This is a genomic window from Streptomyces griseoloalbus, from assembly GCA_014650015.1.
GTDB classification, from domain to species: Bacteria; Actinomycetota; Actinomycetes; order Streptomycetales; family Streptomycetaceae; genus Streptomyces; species Streptomyces griseoloalbus.
On record BMUD01000017.1, the window covers coordinates 82,287 to 99,251 of the forward strand.

The following is a 16,965-nucleotide window of genomic DNA, read 5'->3' on the forward strand; positions in this document are numbered from 1 at the left end:
GCGGGACAAGGGCGCCGACGACACCCCCGCCGTACCCGGAGTGCCGCGCGCGGCACGGTTTCGCCGGGCCCGCGCGCTACCCCACCACGCGGCCGTTCAGCACCACCCGGCGCGGATCCGTCAGGACCCGGACGTCCGCCCTGGGGTCGGAGGCGTAGACCACGAGGTCCGCGGGGGCACCCTCCTCCAGGCCGGGGCGGCCGAGCCACGCGCGGGCCGCCCAGGTACCGGCGGCCAGGGCCTCGACGGGCGGTATGCCGGCCCTGGTCAGTTCCACGACCTCGTCGGCCGCCAGGCCGTGCGGGAGGGTGCCGCCGGCGTCCGTGCCGACGAAGACGGGGATGCCGGCGTCGTGGGCGGAGCGCACGGTGTCGTAGCGGCGTGCGTGGAGTCGGCGCATATGGGCCGACCAGCGCGGGAACCGGGACTCGCCGCCGTCGGCCAGCTCGGGGAAGGTGGCGATGTTGACCAGGGTGGGGACGATCGCGACGCCTCGTTCGGCGAAGAGCGGGATGGTGTCGTCGGTCAGGCCCGTCGCGTGCTCGACGCAGTCGATGCCGGCCTCGACCAGGTCCCGCAGGGAGTCCTCGGCGAAGCAGTGCGCGGTGACGCGGGCGCCCAGGCGGTGCGCCTCGGCGATGGCCGCCTCGACGGCGCCGCGCGGCCAGCAGGCCGACAGGTCGCCCAGATCGCGGTCGATCCAGTCGCCGACCAGCTTCACCCAGCCGTCGCCGCGCCGGGCCTCCCGGGCGACGTACGCGACCAGGTCGTCGGGCTCGATCTCCCAGGCGTAGCCCCTGATGTAGCGGCGGGTGCGGGCGATGTGCCGGCCGGCGCGGATGATCTTCGGGAGGTCGTCGCGTTCGTCGATCCAGCGGGTGTCGGAGGGCGAGCCCGCGTCGCGCAGCAGCAGGGCGCCGGCGTCGCGGTCGGTGAGCGCCTGTTTCTCGGCGACCTCCCCGGGAACCGCGCCGTGCCGGTCGAGGCCCACATGGCAGTGGGCGTCGACCAGCCCGGGCAGCACCCAGCCGTCGACGGTCCGGATGTCGCGGGCGCCGGCGGGACGGTCGTAGGAGATCCGGCCGTCGACCACCCACAGTTCGTCGCGGACCTCGTCCGGGCCGACGAGGATCCGCCCCTTCACGTGCAGCACGGCGCGTTCGCTCATACCCGGCACCCTAGTCAGCCGCTAGTCGGACGTGCCCGCCTGGTCCGTGGTTCCCTCCTCCACGTCCGCCATCGCCGGGTCGAGGAGGCGGGAGAGGAAGTGGCGGGTGCGTTCGTGCCGGGGGTGAGCGATGACCTGCTCGGGGGCGCCGTCCTCGACGATCACTCCGCCGTCCATGAAGACGACCCGGTCGGCGACCTCGCGGGCGAAGGTCATCTCGTGGGTGACGACCATCATCGTCATGCCCTCGTTCGCCAGCATCCGCATCACGGCGAGGACGTCGCCGACCAGTTCGGGGTCGAGCGCCGAGGTCGGCTCGTCGAACAGCATCACCTCGGGGCCCATCGCCAGCGCCCGGGCGATGGCGACACGTTGCTGCTGGCCGCCGGAGAGGGAGGACGGATAGGCGTCCGCCTTCTCGGCGAGGCCCACGCGGGCCAGGTTCTCGGCGGCGACCTTCGCGGCCTGCGCCTTGCCCCTGCGCAGCACCCGGCGCTGCGGCAGCGTGAGGTTCTCGGTCACGGTGAGGTGCGGGAACAGGTTGAACTGCTGGAAGACCATGCCGACACGGCGGCGTGCGGCGTCGATGTCGACGTCCGGGTCGGTGAGTTCCGTACCCCCGACGAAGACCTGGCCCTTGGTGGGCTCCTCCAGGAGGTTCACGCAGCGCAGCAGGGTCGACTTGCCCGAGCCGGACGGGCCGATCACACAGACGACCTCGCCCTGGCCGATCTCCAGGTCGATGCCGCGCAGCACCTCGTTGCTGCCGAAGGACTTGTGCAGACCGCTGACGCGGATCTCCGGTCGGCTCATCTCACGGCCTCCTGGGCCTTGGCCTCCATGCGGCGCACGACGAAGCCGAGCGGGATGGTGATCAGCAGGTAGCACAGGCCGGCCACCAGGATCGGCGTGGAGTTGGCGGTCGTGCTGGCCAGGTCCCTGCCGTACTTGGACAGTTCGCGCTCCTCCAGGGTGACGCCGAGGAACAGCACCAGCGAGGAGTCCTTGAACAGCAGGACGAGTTCGTTGGTGAGCGGCGGGAGGATGATGCGGAAGGCCTGCGGGATGATGATGGAGACCATGGCACGGGCGGGCGAGAAGCCCAGCGAACGGGCCGCCTCCATCTGTCCCTTGGGCACGGCCTGGATGCCGGCCCGGATCGTCTCCGCCATGTACGCGGCGGCGACCAGGCCGAGGGCGAGGGCGACCTTGCCGTAGGTGCCGCCGATGATCTCCGTGCCGGGGAAGGCGAGCGGCACGGCGACGCCGATGAAGATGAAGATCAGCAGGGCCGGCAGGCCGCGGAAGATCTCGATGTAGATGCCGGCCAGCCAGCGGTACGGGCCGACGGACGACAGCCGCATCAGCGCGATCACCATGCCGAGGGCGAGTCCGACGGCGAAGCCGGTCACCGTGAACAGCACGGTGTTCTTCAGCGCCAGCGTGATGACGTCCGGGAACATCTGCCGCGCGATGTCCTTCTGCGCGAACTGGTTCTGCAGCCGGTCCCAGTCGGCCGCGAACGCGAAGGCGATCACGGCCGCGACGAAGACGGCGTACTGGATGCCGCGGGACAGGCTGCGCTTCTGACGCCGGGTCAGGCCCTTTTTCTTCGGCTGGAGTCGTGTGTCCGTGTCGGTCATGGAATCAGGACGCGGCCGGTGAGGCGGCGGACTCGTCGTACGGGCCGATCCACTGCTCGTACAGCTTCTTGTACGTGCCGTCCGCCTTGGCGTCCGCGATCGCCTTGTTGATGGCGTCGCGCAGCTCGGTGTTGCCCTTCTTCACCGTGACGCCGTACTCCTCGCCCGTGTCGATCTGCTCGGCGACCTCGAAGGCGGCGGCGTTGGCCTTGTCCTTCAGCCAGCCCTGGACGACGGGGTAGTCGATGACGACGGCCTTGACCTGGCCGGTGCGCAGGCCGTTGAGGACGGCGTCGGAGGACTCGAAGGAGACCGGGTCGTAGCCCTGCTTCTTGACGTAGTCCTCGCCGGTGGTCTGCGCCTGGGCGCCGAGCGCGACCTTCTTGGACTTCACGTCGGCGAGGGAGGTGACCCCGCTCTTCTTGTCGACGAGGACGGCCTGGGTGGCGTTGAAGTACGGGTCGGAGAAGTCGACGTTCTTCTTCCGCTCCTCGGTGATGGTCATGCCGGCCGCGGCCAGGTCGCACTCGCCGGAGTTGAGGAAGGCACCGGTCTTGAAGTTCTCGAAGGGCGTGTCGAGGATCTCCTGCTTCACGCCCAGGTCCTTGGCGACCAGGTCGATCAGCGCGACGTCGAAGCCCTGCACCTTGCCGTCGATCTCCGACTGGAAGGGCGGATAGGGCAGGTGGGTGCAGGTGGTGAGCTGCCCCGCCTTGACGAGCTCGACACCGCCGGCGGCGGTCTTGGACCCGCTGCCTCCGTCGTCGCTGGAGGTGCAGGCGGTCAGGAGGACCAGTCCGGCCGTCGCGGTGGTGGCGGCCAGAATGCGGGTCCGGCGGCCGAGGAGCGTCTTCACGGGGGCCTCCTGTCAGGGAACTGTGAGTTCCGATTATAAGGAGGGGTTTGACCGCCTCAAACCAAACCGATGGCCGCGGGGCCGTCCGGCCTGAGAACCCGGTGGTCGGGCGGCGGCGGGGCGACGGTTTACCCTCGACTGCGTCGTACCCGTGCAGTCGCGAAGCAAAGAGAGCACCGCCGTGACCCACCTCCTCCTCGACCTGCCCCCGCTGAGCGCCGCGCGTTTCGCCTCGATCGAGGACCGGGTGGCACGACTGCTGAGCACCGGGCAGGACGTCGTGATCATGCAGGGTGAGGCGCTGCTGCCGCTGGAGGGCGCGATCCGCGCGACCGCAGGTCCGGGCACGACCGCGCTGAACGTCATCACGGGCCCCTACGGGCAGACCTTCGGCGACTGGCTGCGGGACTGCGGCGCCACGGTGATCGATCTGGCGGTGCCCTTCCACACGGCGGTGACGGCCGGGCAGATCCGGGACGCCCTCGCCGAGCACCCGGAGATCGACTTCGTGTCCCTGGTGCACGCGGAGGCGGCGACCGGGAACACCAACCCGGTCGCGGAGATCGGTGAGGTGGTGCGCGCGCACGGGGCGCTGTTCTATCTGGACGCGGTGGCGTCGATCGGCGCGGAGCCGGTGCTGCCGGACGCCTGGGGCGTGGACCTGTGCGTGATCGGGGCGCAGAAGGCGATGGGCGGCCCGGCCGGGGTGTCGGCGGTGTCGGTGAGCGAGCGGGCGTGGGCGCGGATGGCCGCCAACCCGCGGGCGCCGCGCCGCTCCTACCTGTCCCTGCTGGACTGGAAGGAGCGCTGGATCGACGGCGGCCGCAAGGCGCTGCTGCACGCACCGGCACAGCTGGAGATGCTGGCGCTGGAGGCGTGCGTGGAGCGGATCGAGGCGGCGGGCCGGGATGCCGTGATCGCCCGGCACGCGGCGGCCGCGGCGGCGACCCGTGCGGGCGCGCTCGCGCTGGGCGGCGGTCTCGGGCCGTACGTCCATGACGCGGCCGAGGCGGCCCCGGTCGCCACGACGCTGCGGGCGCCGTCCGGCACGGTGGCCGCGGACCTGGTGGCCCGCGCCCTGGCCGCGGACCCGGCCCTTCCGCTGGCCGCCGGCGGCGGCGCCCTCGCCAAGGAGATGATCCGCGTCAACCACTACGGACCCGCGGCGGACCAGGGCGCGGTGCGCGCGAGCCTGACGGGCCTGGGCACCGCCCTGGCGGACACGGGGCTGACGGTGGACGTGGCGGCGGCCCTGGGCGCGGCGGAGCAGGCCTGGCGCCGGACCCTGCGGGAGCGTATCGGCGAAGTGGCCGGGGCGTGAATTCAGCGGGATTATCAGAATCCCTCGCACACATTCTCCTGCGACATTCTTTCACTAATTCCGCGAATACCTTCCGGGGTAGCTTCCCGTCTTCTTCTGCCCGCTTTCCCCGACCCTAAACGCCACGATTTCGGGAGCGGGAACCGGCGCGTTCCAGACACGGTCATGAGGGTTGCACAGTTGTGACCGGTTCCACATCGCGCCCGATTCGCACTATATGCACCGTGCAAATCGGGGCATACGGCGGCGCCGTCGCGCGGACCCGCCCGTACGCGCGATAACACAGATCAAGCCCGCACGTAACCCCGACAGGCGATGCAATTTTGAATTTACCTCGGTAAGTTCAATTCGCATGACTGCCGCACAAGCAGACCTGCAAATCGACCGCCCCACCGTGGCGGACGGAGCCGTGCTGTGGCGGATAGCCAGGGACTCGAAGGTCCTCGACCTGAACTCGTCGTACAGCTATCTGCTGTGGTGCCGCGACTTCGCCGCCACGTCGGCCGTCGCCCGCGACGAGCACGGAGAACCGATCGGCTTCGTCAGCGGATACCTGCGACCGGACAGCCCGCGCACCCTGCTCGTCTGGCAGGTCGCGGTCGACGAGACGTACCGCGGCCGCGGCCTCGCCGCCGCCCTGCTCGACGGACTGGTCGCCCGGACCGCCGCCGAGCACGCGGTCGACACCGTGGAGACCACCATCACCCCGGGCAACACCGCGTCCGAGCGCCTGTTCACCGCGTTCGCGGAGCGTCACGGCGCCCCGCTGGAGCGCGAGGTGCTGTTCGACGCCGGCCACTTCCCCGACGGACCGCACGACCCCGAGGTCCTGTACCGCATCGGGCCGCTCGCGCACTGACCACGCGGCAGACGCGGCAGGCCCCTCCCCTGACCTTTCCGACTCCCTCTGACCTTCCCACGCCACCGAGGAGCGATTCGTCGTGACCATCACCCAGCCCGACCTCAGCGTCTTCGAGACCCTCGAGTCCGAGGTGCGCAGCTACTGCCGCGGCTGGCCCACCGTCTTCGACCGCGCGCACGGCAGCCGCATGTACGACGAGGACGGCCATGAGTACCTCGACTTCTTCGCCGGAGCCGGCTCACTCAACTACGGGCACAACAACCCGGTGCTGAAACGCGCGCTGATCGACTACCTGGAGCGGGACGGCGTCACGCACGGGCTCGACATGTCGACCACGGCCAAGCGGGCGTTCCTGGAGTCCTTCCAGAACTGGATCCTGCGCCCGCGCGACCTGCCGTACAAGGTCATGTTCCCGGGCCCGACGGGCACCAACGCCGTGGAGTCCGCGCTGAAGCTGGCCCGGAAGGTGAAGGGGCGCGAGGCGATCGTGTCGTTCACCAACGCCTTCCACGGCATGTCGCTGGGCTCGCTCGCCGTGACCGGCAACGCCTTCAAGCGGGCCGGGGCGGGCATCCCGCTGGTGCACGGCACGCCGATGCCGTTCGACAACTACTTCGACGGCCAGGTGCCGGACTTCCTGTGGTTCGAGCGGCTCCTGGAGGACCAGGGCTCCGGCCTGAACAAGCCCGCCGCCGTGATCGTCGAGACGGTGCAGGGCGAGGGCGGCATCAACGTCGCCCGGCCCGAGTGGCTGCGCGCCCTGGCCGAGCTGTGCGAACGCCAGGACATGCTGCTGATCGTCGACGACATCCAGATGGGCTGCGGCCGCACCGGCGCCTTCTTCTCCTTCGAGGAGGCCGGCGTCACGCCCGACATCGTCACGGTGTCCAAGTCGATCAGCGGCTACGGCCTGCCCATGGCGCTGACCCTGTTCAAGCCCGAGCTGGATGTCTGGGAGCCGGGCGAGCACAACGGCACCTTCCGCGGCAACAACCCCGCCTTCGTCACGGCCACCGCGGCCCTGGAGGCGTACTGGGCCGACGGGGCCGCGATGGAGAAGCAGACCCGTTCGCGTGGCGAGCAGGTCGAACAGGCGCTGATCTCCATCACCGAGGAGAACCTCGCCGACGTCAAGGAGTACCGCGGCCGCGGGCTGGTGTGGGGCCTGGAGTTCCACGACAAGCAGCGTGCGGGCCGGATCGCCCAGCGCGCCTTCGAACTCGGGCTGCTGATCGAGACGTCCGGCCCCGAGAGCGAGGTCGTCAAGCTCCTCCCGTCCCTGACCATCACCCCGGACGAGCTGGACGAGGGCCTGACCACCCTGGCCCGCGCCGTCCGCGAAACCGCCTGACACACACACCCCAGCCGAGGAGGCATCGCAACACCGTGATTGTCCGTTCGTTCAAGGAGATCGAAGGCACCGACCGGCACGTGAAGTCCGCGTCCGGCACCTGGGAGAGCAAGCGCATCGTCCTCGCCAAGGAGAGGGTCGGCTTCTCCGTCCACGAGACGATCCTGTACGCGGGTACCGAGACCGACATGTGGTACGCGAACCACATCGAGGCCGTCGTCTGCACTCAGGGCGACGCCGAGCTGATCGACCGCGAGACCGGGAAGACTTACCACATCACGCCCGGCACCATGTACCTGCTGGACGGCCACGAGCGGCACACGCTCAAGGTCAAGGAGGACTTCCACTGCATCTGCGTCTTCAACCCGCCCGTGACCGGACGGGAGGACCACGACGAGAACGGCGTCTACCCGCTGCTCACCGAGGAGGTGTGAGTCACCGTGACCACGACCACGAACGTCACCGATCTCTATCCCACCCGCGGTGCCACCGAGGTGGCGACCCCCCGGCAGGACCCGGTCGTCTGGGGCTCCCCGGACACGCCCGGTCCCGTCCCGGCCGGTGACCTGCGGGCGCTGGACCGCGACGGCTTCCTCGCCATCGACCAGTTGATCGGGCCGGACGAGGTCGCCGTCTACCGGCGCGAGCTGGAGCGGCTGACCACCGACCCGGCCATCCGCGCGGACGAGCGCTCGATCGTCGAGCCGCAGTCCAAGGAGATCCGGTCGGTCTTCGAGGTGCACAGGATCAGCGAGGTGTTCGCGAACCTGGTGCGCGACGAGCGGGTGGTCGGGCGGGCCCGGCAGATCCTCGGCTCGGACGTCTACGTCCACCAGTCCCGGATCAACGTCAAGCCGGGATTCGGAGCCAGCGGTTTCTACTGGCACTCGGACTTCGAGACCTGGCACGCCGAGGACGGCCTGCCGAACATGCGCACGATCTCGGTCTCGATCGCGCTCACCGAGAACTACGACACCAACGGCGGTCTCATGATCATGCCGGGGTCGCACAAGACGTTCCTCGGGTGCGCGGGGGCCACGCCGAAGGACAACTACAAGAAGTCCCTGCAGATGCAGGACGCGGGGACGCCGTCCGACGAGGCCCTGACGAAGATGGCCTCGGAGCACGGCATCAAGCTGTTCACCGGCAAGGCCGGCTCGGCGACCTGGTTCGACTGCAACTGCATGCACGGCTCCGGGGACAACATCACGCCGTTCCCGCGCAGCAATGTGTTCATCGTGTTCAACAGCGTCGAGAACACGGCGGTCGAGCCGTTCGCGGCGCCGGTGCGGCGGCCGGACTTCATCGGGGCGCGGGACTTCACTCCGGTGAAGTGAGCGCCTGACACATACTGCGGGCCGGGCCTCCTCGTGTGGGACAAGGAGGCACCGGCCCGCTGGCGTGTGCCGGACCGGGAGGGCGTTCAGCCGGACAGCGCGTCCAGCAGGCGGTCCACGTCGGCGGCCGTGTTGTAGAGGTGGAAGGACGCCCGCAGGTTGCCGGCCCGGGCGGACACCGCGATGCCCGCCTTCGCCATCTCCGGTTGCAGGCGGCCGAGTCCGGGCACCGACACGATCGGCGAACCGGGCGAGGGCACGGGCGTGTGGCCCAGCGTGGCAAGGCCCGCGCGGAAGCGGTCGGCGAGGGCCAGGTCGTGGGCGCGGACGACGTCCACGCCGATCTCCTCGACGAGTTCGAGGGAGGCCCGCAGTCCCGCGTAGCTGAACAGCGCGGGGCTGGAGTCGAACCGCCGGGCCGAGTGGGCGAGTTCGGTGACGGGGCCGTAGCAGCTGTCCCACGGGTTCTCGCCCGCGACCCAGCCCGCCTGCACCGGCGTGAGATCGCCGAAGTCCTCCGGTACGACCAGGAAGGCCGCGCCGTTCGGGCCGAGCAGCCACTTGAAGGTGATGGAGACGCTGTAGTCGTAGGCGTCGGCCGTCACCGGCAGCCAGCCGGCCGCCTGGGAGAAGTCGACGTAGGTGCGTGCTCCGTGTTCCGTGGCCGCCTCGCGCAGCGCGGCGAGATCGGCGATCCGGCCGTCGGCGGACTGCGCGGCGCTCACCGCGACCAGCGCGGTGCCCGGGCGGACGGAGTCGGCGAGCCGTTCCAGCGGCACGGCCCGCACCTTGAGGTCGCCACGGGCGTGAAAAGGATTCAGTACGGAGGTGAAGTCGCCCTCCGCGGTGAGGACTTCGGCGCCGGGCGGCAGCGAGGCCGCGACCAGCGCGGTGTGCAGGGCGACGGTCGCGCCGGCGGCCACCCGCTCGACCGGGACGCCGGCCAGCCGGGCGTACGCGGCGCGGCAGGCCTCGACGTCGGCGAACAGCGGATCGAGTGACCGGCCCTCCGCGCGCAGCCGTACGGCGTCCTGGAGTGCGGCCACGGTACGGGTCGGCAGGAGCGCGCTGCTCGCGGTGTTCAGGTAGGTGTTCTTCGGGGTGAACTCGGCACGGACGAGGTTCTCGAAGGTCTCCATGGACCCACTGTGCGGCCCCGGGATCTCCCCGTCCATTGCGGAATGTGTGCCAATAACGCCAAGGAATGCTTATCCATCGGCCCTGACCTGCGTGTCTACTGCCTTGGTACCGCGCATCCGTCCGGGCCGCAGACCTCGCCGCCGTCGTCGATCGACGTCAGCGGCGCACGCTCGCCCCAGGCCTGGGTCAGCGCCTGGGTGAACACCTCGGCGGGCTGGGCGCCGGAGACGCCGTACGTGCGGTCCAGCACGAAGAACGGCACCCCGGTCGCGCCGAGCTGCGCGGCCTCGCGCTCGTCGGCGCGGACCTCGTCGGCGTACGCCTCCGGGTCGGCGAGGACCTGGCGGACGGCGTCCGCGTCGAGACCGGCGGCGGTGGCCAGAGCGACGAGCCGTTCGTCGTCGTCGTAGACGGACCGCTCCTCGGCGAAGTTCGCCTTGTACAGCAGGTCGAGCAGCTCGACCTGGCGGCCCTGCTCGCGGGCGTGGTGCAGCAGGCGGTGCATGTCGAAGGTGCTGCCGTGGTCGCGGCCCCGGGTGCGGTAGGGCAGGCCCTCGGCGGCGGCCTGGGCGCCCAGGTTGTCCTCACCGGCCTCGGCCTGGGCCTCGCTCATGCCGTACTTCTCGGTGAGCATCGTGATCACCGGCTGGATGTCGTCCTTGGCCCGGCCCGGGTCCAGCTCGAAGGAGCGGTGCACGACCTCGATCCGCTCACGGTGCGGGAAGGCGGCCAGGGCCTTCTCGAAGCGGGCCTTTCCGACATAGCACCAGGGGCAGGCGATGTCGCTCCAGATCTCGACGCGCATGAGTCGGCTCTCTCCAGGGTCGTAGGGGTACGGAGACTCCCTCCGATAACCGCGTGAACGTTCAAGCAGCCGCTCTCATTCCCTCAGCTGCCGTCCCGCAGATCACGCGGCCAGTGGGGCCGGTACTCGATGTGGTCGTACGTCACCACACAGCCCTCCCCCATCGGCGACTGGCTCATGAAGCCGATCAGGGCGGCGCCGGACTCCTTCTCGTCGCCGAGAGTGAAGAGCCGGACGAAGGTCCAGTGCTCGCCGTCGCGGGAGGCGTGGAAGGCGAAGGCGCGGCCGGTGCGGCTCACCCGGAGCCAGACCGAACTGCCGTCGACGGTGAAGGAGTTGGCGTCGTCGGAGTGGTCCCGTGTGACCACCGTGCAGACGGTGGGCACGTCCGGGGAGTACTCCAGGCAGAGCTTGGCCCAGGCCCGCTCGCCGACATGGACGTAGAGGACGCCGGCGTCGAAGGAGGCGGCGAAGCCGACCGTGACGCGGGCGATCAGCTGGAAGTCGCCCTCGGGCGCGCCCAGCAGACGCGGCGCGTCGGAGGCCGGGTCCAGGGCCTCAGCGGTGGGCGGCACGAAACGGTCCTGCCGGGGCCCGGCCCAGCCCGTGAGGACGCCGTCCTCGTGGGACCAGTGGCCGTCGGGGCCGTAGGCGCGCAGGGGAAAGGGCAGTTCGGGGATGTCCAGGTCCATGGCGGGATTCTTTCAGGCGGGGCCCGGCGCCCAGGGCCCGGGTCGCGGTCCCGGTCAGCGGTCCTGGAGCGTGTCCAGGGCCACGGCCTGGGCGATGGCGAGGCGCGGGTCGAGACCGGGCGCGGCCATGTCGACCACATAGCGGTCGTGCAGCCCGAACTTCTTGTCGACCTTCATCACCGGCTTGCCGTCCGTCTCGAAATCGAAGTGGTACGGCCACATGAACGGCACCAGGTCCAACGGCAGGAAGTTCCAGACGCGGCGGAGCACGGCCACGAACCGGTTGCGCTCCCGCCCGACGGCCGCGGGCGAGCCCGGCTGGTCCAGAACCCACGTCGAGCGCAGCAGGGAGGCGAGGAACCTCTCCTCGAACGCGCCGATGGGGTCCCCTTCCGCGTCCCGCACGTCGTAACCGTCACCGGCGTCGAAGAGGCCGCGTTCCTTGACGGTGAAGAGGACTCGTGTCCTGGACTCGTCGGTGTAGAAGGTCATCTCCTCCTCGAGCGACAACCGTTTCAGCTCGGCGAAGGCGAGGACGTCGCCGTCGGAACCGTCCGGCAGCAACTCGCTCACTGTGTACCGGTCGGTCGTGAGAGCGGCCTTCTGCCGGATGACGAAACGCCCGCCGGTCCACTGTCCCGCACTGTCCACTGTTCCGCTCCCGTTGCCGTGGTCTCTGCGCCGTCGCCTGTGTGGCATCCGGCGGAGCCATCGTCGCCGTGTGCCGCGGCCCGGAGCAGTCTCCATAAGTCGCCACCCGCAACGACCAAAGGTGACAGGCCCCTTGGCGACCGGGAGTTCACTTTCGTCGTTCGGGACCGCGCCCAAGGGGGGATGCGGGCGTCCGGGGGCGGCCCTCTATCGTCTGCGCGTGGACGTACCAGAGACACCCCGTACCGGCCTGCCGCTCCGTTCCCGGCTCGCCGCCGCCTCCCCCTGGCCCCGCAAGCGGATCGTCGGAGAGGTCGTACTCACCCCGGTGCTCGCCGGGATCGCGGGTCTCCTCCACACGACGGAGACCGGATCCGTGGCGCGGGGCGGTGCCCTGGCCCTGGTCGTCGCCGTACTGTCCCTGGCCCGCCGCGCCCTGCCGGCGACGGTGCTGATGGTCTCGTCGGCCCTGGCCGGGGCAGTCGTCGGCACGTTCCCGCTGCTGATCTACGCGAGCTGGTCGGCGGGCAGCCGCATCAAGCGCCCGGTGCGCGCGCCGGCCGCGTACGCGGCCGGACTCGCGCTCTACTTCGTCACCACCGCGGCCGACGACGAGCTCGGGGTGTCGCTGCTGGTGACGGCCGCGCTGAGCGGAAGCCCGTTCCTGGTGCTGGCGGTCGTGCCGGGGCTCGCCTCCCGGTACCGCGCCCAGCGCCACGACCTGCTCGACGCCCTGCGGCGGCACAACGCCCAACTGGTGCGCGAGCAGGCGATGGTGGCGCGGCAGGCCCGGCTGCTGGAACGGCAGCGCATCGCCCAGGACATGCACGACAGCCTCGGCCACCAGCTCGCCCTGATCGCCGTGCACGCCGGGGCGCTGGAGGTGGACCCGGAGCTGAACGACCGCCAGCGGGAAGGGGTGGGCATCCTCCGGGAGGCCTCCAGGTCGGCGATGCGGGAGCTGCGCGAGGCCGTGGGCATCCTGCGGGACGGCGTGGAAGCGCCCGCGCCGGGCCCGAAGGACGACGCCGAGCCCTCCACGGCCCGTGTGGCGGCCTCCGTCGACAAGCTGGTCGCGTCGTCGCGGGCCGCGGGCGCGCCGGTGGAGCTGCACCGCTCCGGTACCGAACGGCCCCTCGCGCCCGCCGCCGACCACGCGGTGTACCGCATCGTCCAGGAGGGCCTGACCAACGCGCACAAGCACGCGCCGGGCGCCCCGATCACCGTGGCGCTGCGCTACGAACCGGACAGTCTGGTGGTCGAGGTGGCCAACGGGGCGGTACCGGCCGGGGCACCGGCCGGGCCGCCCGCGATCAGCGGCGGCCAGGGGCTGACGGGCCTGCGGGAGCGGGCCAGGCTGGTCGGCGGCATGGTGCACACCGGCCCCACCCCCGACGGAGGTTTCCGCCTCGCCGGTGTGCTGCCGTACGGCGACGGCCGGGGGCGGTCCCGTCCGGACGGCGCGACTTTTGTCGCTGTGGGCGACGACTATCGGGGGCAGACCGGCGGGGGGTCCGCGGGCGACGGTGGAGCCGTCATCGAACGCGCTGATCCGCAGAAGGAGTTCGCCGCCCTCATGAGCAGCAAGAAGAACGTCGCCCTCGGGTGCGCCCTCACCGCCGTCGTCCTCGTCGTGGGCACCGGTGCCCTGCTGTTCTGGGGGGTCGGGAAACTGATGGACGAGGTGGGGAAGGGCGTCATCCCGGCGAGCGTGTACGAGTCGGCCCAGGTCGGTGACTCCGAGGCGGACATCCGGAAGAAGTTCCCGGAAGGCGGCTCGCTGCTCACCGAGGGCGTGGAGAAGGACGGCCCGCCGCTGCCCGAGGACGCGACCTGCGAGCACTTCGTGGACGACGAGGCCGACATCGTCTACCGGTTCTGCTTCCGCGACGGGAAGCTGTCCTCCAAGGAGTCCTACCAGCACAGGGTATGACGGACGGTCGGTGGCCGCACCCGCGCCCGGATCGGGCATGATGGGCGGGCTTCGCCATCCGCTTGGCACACCGACACCGTGCAGGAGGCCGTGTGATCCGGGTCCTCGTCGCCGACGACGAGCCGCTCATCAGGGCCGGCATCAGGATGATCCTCACCTCGGCCGACGACATCGATGTCGTCGCCGAGGCGCGGGACGGCCGGGAGGCGGTGGAGATCGCCCGCGGCACCGCGGTCGACGTGGCCCTGCTGGACATCCAGATGCCCGTGATGGACGGGCTGACCGCACTGGCCGAGATGGGCCGGGCCGCGCCGCGGGTCCGCGTGCTGATCCTGACCACGTTCGGGGAACGCGACAACGTCCTGCGGGCACTCGGCCACGGCAGCGCGGGCTTCCTGCTGAAGGACTCCGCGCCGCAGGAGCTGATCCACGCGGTCCGCGCGGCGGCGGCCGGCAACGCCTATCTGTCCCCGGCCGCCACCCGGCACGTGGTGGACACCCTCGCCTCCCCCGCCGCCACCGTGCGCGGCGAGGAGGCACGCCGCCGCCTGGCCGGGCTGACGACGCGCGAACGCGAGGTCCTGGCCCTGCTGGGCGAGGGCCTGTCCAACGCGGACGCCGGCGCCCGCCTGCACATGAGCGAGGCCACGGTGAAGACCTACGTCAGCCGCATCCTGACCAAGCTGGACTGTGACAACAGGGTGCAGGCGGCACTCCTGGCCCGCGACGCGGGCCTGGAGCCGAGCGCGGGGTGAACCTCAGCGCTCCAGCCTGCCGTTGAACCTCCGGGGCAGTCCCAGCGGGTTGTCGTCCTTGAGCTCCGGCGGCAGCAGGGCTTCGGGCGCCCCCTGGTACGACACCGGCCGCAGCCACCGCTCGATGGCCGTACCGCCCACCGACGTGGACGTCGAGGTCGTCGCCGGGTACGGCCCGCCATGGTGCTGAGCGGCGGCGACCGCGACCCCCGTCGGCCAGCCGTTCACCAGCACGCGCCCGGCCAGCGGCGTCAGCTCCCGCACGATCTCCGCGCCGCGGCCCTCCCCGGCCGCCTCCTCGGCGGAGAGCTGCACCGTCGCGGTGAGGTTCCCGGGCAGCCGCGACAGCACCGCCCGCACCTCGGCGTCGTCCTCGTAGCGGGCCACCACGGTGACCGGGCCGAAGCACTCCTCGAGCAGCAGGTCGTGCTCGCCCTCCTGGGCCAGCCGGCTCGCCGGGACGGTGAGGAAGCCCGCGCTGACCGTGTGCTCGCCGCCCGCGCCCGGGGTGACCGGGGACTCCACGTCGGGCAGCTGGGCGCGCTCGGCGACCCCGGCGACGAAGTTGTCGCGCATGCGGTGGTCGAGCAGGACGCCCGCGTCGGTGTCGCTGACGGCCTCCGTCAGCGACTTGAGCAGCCGGTCACCGGCCTCGCCGGCCGGCGCCAGGACCAGGCCCGGCTTCACGCAGAACTGGCCGACGCCCAGGGTCATGGAACCGGCGAGCCCGGCACCGATCGCCTCGCCGCGCTCGGTGGCGGCGGCCTCGGTGACGACGACCGGGTTCAGGGAGCCCAGCTCGCCGTGGAAGGGGATCGGGACGGGCCGGGCGGCGGCCGCGTCGAAGAGGGCACGGCCCCCGCGGATGGAGCCGGTGAAGCCGGCCGCCGAGACGAGCGGGTGCTTGATGAGCTCGACGCCGGCCTCGAAGCCGTGCACCAGGCCGAGCACGCCCTCGGGGATGTCGTGCCGGGCGGCGGCCCGGCGCAGCACCTTGGCGACCAGCTCGGACAGGCCGGGGTGGTCCGGGTGGGACTTGACGACGACCGGGCAGCCGGCCGCGAGCGCGCTCGCGGTGTCGCCGCCGGGCACCGAGAAGGCGAAGGGGAAGTTGGACGCCGAGTAGACGGCGACGACGCCCAGCGGGATCTTGTAACGGCGCAGGTCCGGGATGGGCGGCGTCGCGGTGTCGTCGGGGTGGTTGATGACGACGTCGAGGAAGGCGCCCTCGTCGACGATGTCGGCGAAGGCGCGCAGCTGATAGCAGGTGCGGGCGAGCTCGCCGGTCAGCCGGACCGGCCCGAGCGCGGTCTCCGCGTCGGCGGCCTCGACGAGCTGGTCCTTGGCCGCCTCGAGCTCGTCGGCCGCCGTGCGCAGGAAGGCCGCGCGGACGGCGCGGTCCGCCAGCGCGCCGCGCGCGTCGTGCGCGGCGCGGACGGCTGCGTCCACCTCCTGGGCTGTGGCCTCCACCGCAACCTGTTCACGCTGCTTCCCGGTTCGGGGGTCGACACTCCAGACTGGTGCTGCTGCCACCGCGGGTCCCTCCACTTGATTGCCGCATGCAATGCCGCAGTATGTACGTCATCCACCAGGGGCGTTCGATATGCTGAACACTGTCTCTGTGGATGAATGTGCTTCGGAGACTATTTCCCGGCGAACGAAGGGGTCAAGGGCGATGTCGGCTGGCGAGACGGGCGGCGGGGCACAGGTCAAGTCCGCGGTACGGACCGTTGAACTGCTCGAATACTTCGCGGGGCGCCCCGGCATGCACTCCCTGGCGGCGGTCCAGGAAGCCGTCGGGTACCCCAAGTCGAGCCTCTACATGCTGCTGCGCACGCTGGTGGATCTCGGCTGGGTGGAGACGGACGCGACGGGCACGCGGTACGGCATCGGTGTCCGGGCGCTGCTGGTCGGCACGTCCTACATCGACGGCGACGAGGTGGTCGCGGCGGCCCGCCCGAGCCTGGACCGGCTCTCGGACGACACGACGGAGACCATCCACCTCGCCCGGCTCGACGGCACCAACGTCGTCTACCTGGCCACCCGCCAGTCGCAGCACTACCTGCGCCCCTTCACCCGGGTCGGCCGCCGGCTGCCCGCGCACTCGACGTCGCTCGGCAAGGCGCTGCTGAGCACGTACTCGGACGAGCAGGTGCGCAAGATGCTCCCGGAGACGCTGCCCGCCCTGACCGAGAACACCATCACCGACCGGGAGAAGCTCATCGAGGAGCTGCACCTGGTGCGGGAGCAGGGCTTCGCCGTGGACCGCGAGGAGAACACCCTGGGGCTGCGCTGCTTCGGTGTGGCGATCCCGTACCGCACCCCCGCGCGGGACGCGATCAGCTGCTCGGTGCCGGTGGCCCGGCTCACGCCCGCGCACGAGCAGCTGGTCAAGGACGCCCTGTTCGACGCGCGCGACCGGCTGACCCTGGCCACCCGTAGGCTCTGACC

The 16,965-nt window shown here is 71.1% G+C and carries 17 protein-coding genes; 8 read left to right on the forward strand and 9 right to left on the reverse strand.

The genetic code is table 11. The features are described 5' to 3' along the window. Positions 1–76: 76 nt before the first annotated feature. From IE178_RS24445 to IE178_RS24460, 4 genes are read right to left on the reverse strand one after another with little or no spacing between them, the layout of a single operon-like run. Positions 77–1,168, reverse strand: a complete 1,092-nt coding sequence (locus IE178_RS24445) for an amidohydrolase family protein (RefSeq protein WP_184763595.1) — start codon at positions 1,166–1,168, stop codon at positions 77–79. 21 nt (positions 1,169–1,189) lie between these two features. Further along, positions 1,190–1,981: an amino acid ABC transporter ATP-binding protein gene (locus IE178_RS24450; RefSeq protein WP_184763594.1), complete on the reverse strand. Its 792-nt coding sequence runs from the start codon at positions 1,979–1,981 to the stop codon at positions 1,190–1,192. Next, positions 1,978–2,811 (reverse strand): amino acid ABC transporter permease, encoded by an 834-nt coding sequence (locus IE178_RS24455; protein ID WP_184763593.1) that lies wholly within the window; start codon positions 2,809–2,811, stop codon positions 1,978–1,980. Before IE178_RS24455 ends, IE178_RS24450 begins: the two co-directional genes overlap by 4 nt. Before the next feature lie 4 nt (positions 2,812–2,815). Next, positions 2,816–3,667, reverse strand: coding sequence for an ABC transporter substrate-binding protein (locus IE178_RS24460; RefSeq protein WP_184763592.1), 852 nt, complete (start codon positions 3,665–3,667; stop codon positions 2,816–2,818). Positions 3,668–3,848: 181 nt separating this feature from the next. On the opposite strand from IE178_RS24460, the gene IE178_RS24465 reads away from it, so the two are divergent. From IE178_RS24465 to thpD, 5 genes are all read left to right on the forward strand, one after another. Beyond that, positions 3,849–4,988, forward strand: coding sequence for an aminotransferase class V-fold PLP-dependent enzyme (locus IE178_RS24465; protein WP_193513794.1), 1,140 nt, complete (start codon positions 3,849–3,851; stop codon positions 4,986–4,988). 352 nt (positions 4,989–5,340) lie between these two features. Then, positions 5,341–5,847, forward strand: coding sequence for a diaminobutyrate acetyltransferase (gene ectA / locus IE178_RS24470; RefSeq protein WP_184763590.1), 507 nt, complete (start codon positions 5,341–5,343; stop codon positions 5,845–5,847). Positions 5,848–5,929: 82 nt separating this feature from the next. Next, positions 5,930–7,201, forward strand: coding sequence for a diaminobutyrate--2-oxoglutarate transaminase (ectB, locus tag IE178_RS24475; RefSeq protein WP_184763589.1), 1,272 nt, complete (start codon positions 5,930–5,932; stop codon positions 7,199–7,201). A 35-nt stretch (positions 7,202–7,236) separates the two neighbouring features. Beyond that, positions 7,237–7,635 (forward strand): ectoine synthase, encoded by a 399-nt coding sequence (locus IE178_RS24480; protein ID WP_184763588.1) that lies wholly within the window; start codon positions 7,237–7,239, stop codon positions 7,633–7,635. Positions 7,636–7,641: 6 nt separating this feature from the next. Then, positions 7,642–8,538 carry an ectoine hydroxylase gene (gene thpD, locus IE178_RS24485; RefSeq protein WP_193513795.1) on the forward strand — a complete coding sequence of 299 codons (897 nt, stop codon included), beginning with the start codon at positions 7,642–7,644 and terminating at the stop codon, positions 8,536–8,538. Positions 8,539–8,624: 86 nt separating this feature from the next. Here thpD and IE178_RS24490 read toward each other — a convergent pair whose 3' ends face one another. From IE178_RS24490 to IE178_RS24505, 4 genes are all read right to left on the reverse strand, one after another. Beyond that, on the reverse strand, positions 8,625–9,677 hold the full coding sequence (locus tag IE178_RS24490; RefSeq protein ID WP_193513796.1) for an aminotransferase class V-fold PLP-dependent enzyme: 1,053 nt from the start codon (positions 9,675–9,677) through the stop codon (positions 8,625–8,627). A 95-nt stretch (positions 9,678–9,772) separates the two neighbouring features. Beyond that, the gene (locus IE178_RS24495) at positions 9,773–10,483 is read right to left on the reverse strand and encodes a DsbA family oxidoreductase (protein ID WP_193513797.1); all 711 of its coding nucleotides are present in this window, start codon (positions 10,481–10,483) and stop codon (positions 9,773–9,775) included. An 83-nt stretch (positions 10,484–10,566) separates the two neighbouring features. Continuing rightward, positions 10,567–11,175, reverse strand: coding sequence for a DUF1349 domain-containing protein (locus tag IE178_RS24500; protein ID WP_193513798.1), 609 nt, complete (start codon positions 11,173–11,175; stop codon positions 10,567–10,569). 54 nt (positions 11,176–11,229) lie between these two features. Then, positions 11,230–11,826: an LURP-one-related family protein gene (locus IE178_RS24505; RefSeq protein WP_184763583.1), complete on the reverse strand. Its 597-nt coding sequence runs from the start codon at positions 11,824–11,826 to the stop codon at positions 11,230–11,232. 220 nt (positions 11,827–12,046) lie between these two features. On the opposite strand from IE178_RS24505, the gene IE178_RS24510 reads away from it, so the two are divergent. Together IE178_RS24510 and IE178_RS24515 are read left to right on the forward strand one after the other, a co-directional pair. Further along, entirely contained in the window at positions 12,047–13,759 is a 1,713-nt protein-coding gene (locus tag IE178_RS24510) for a sensor histidine kinase (protein WP_318280225.1), read from the forward strand. Between the two features lie 92 nt (positions 13,760–13,851). Further along, on the forward strand, positions 13,852–14,514 hold the full coding sequence (locus tag IE178_RS24515; RefSeq protein ID WP_184763581.1) for a response regulator transcription factor: 663 nt from the start codon (positions 13,852–13,854) through the stop codon (positions 14,512–14,514). Between the two features lie 3 nt (positions 14,515–14,517). On the opposite strand, the gene IE178_RS24520 is transcribed toward IE178_RS24515, so the two are convergent. Further along, positions 14,518–16,047 (reverse strand): aldehyde dehydrogenase (NADP(+)), encoded by a 1,530-nt coding sequence (locus tag IE178_RS24520; protein WP_193513800.1) that lies wholly within the window; start codon positions 16,045–16,047, stop codon positions 14,518–14,520. Positions 16,048–16,189: 142 nt separating this feature from the next. On the opposite strand from IE178_RS24520, the gene IE178_RS24525 reads away from it, so the two are divergent. Beyond that, the gene (locus IE178_RS24525; RefSeq protein WP_193513801.1) at positions 16,190–16,963 is read left to right on the forward strand and encodes an IclR family transcriptional regulator; all 774 of its coding nucleotides are present in this window, start codon (positions 16,190–16,192) and stop codon (positions 16,961–16,963) included. The last annotated feature ends 2 nt before the right edge of the window (positions 16,964–16,965 follow it).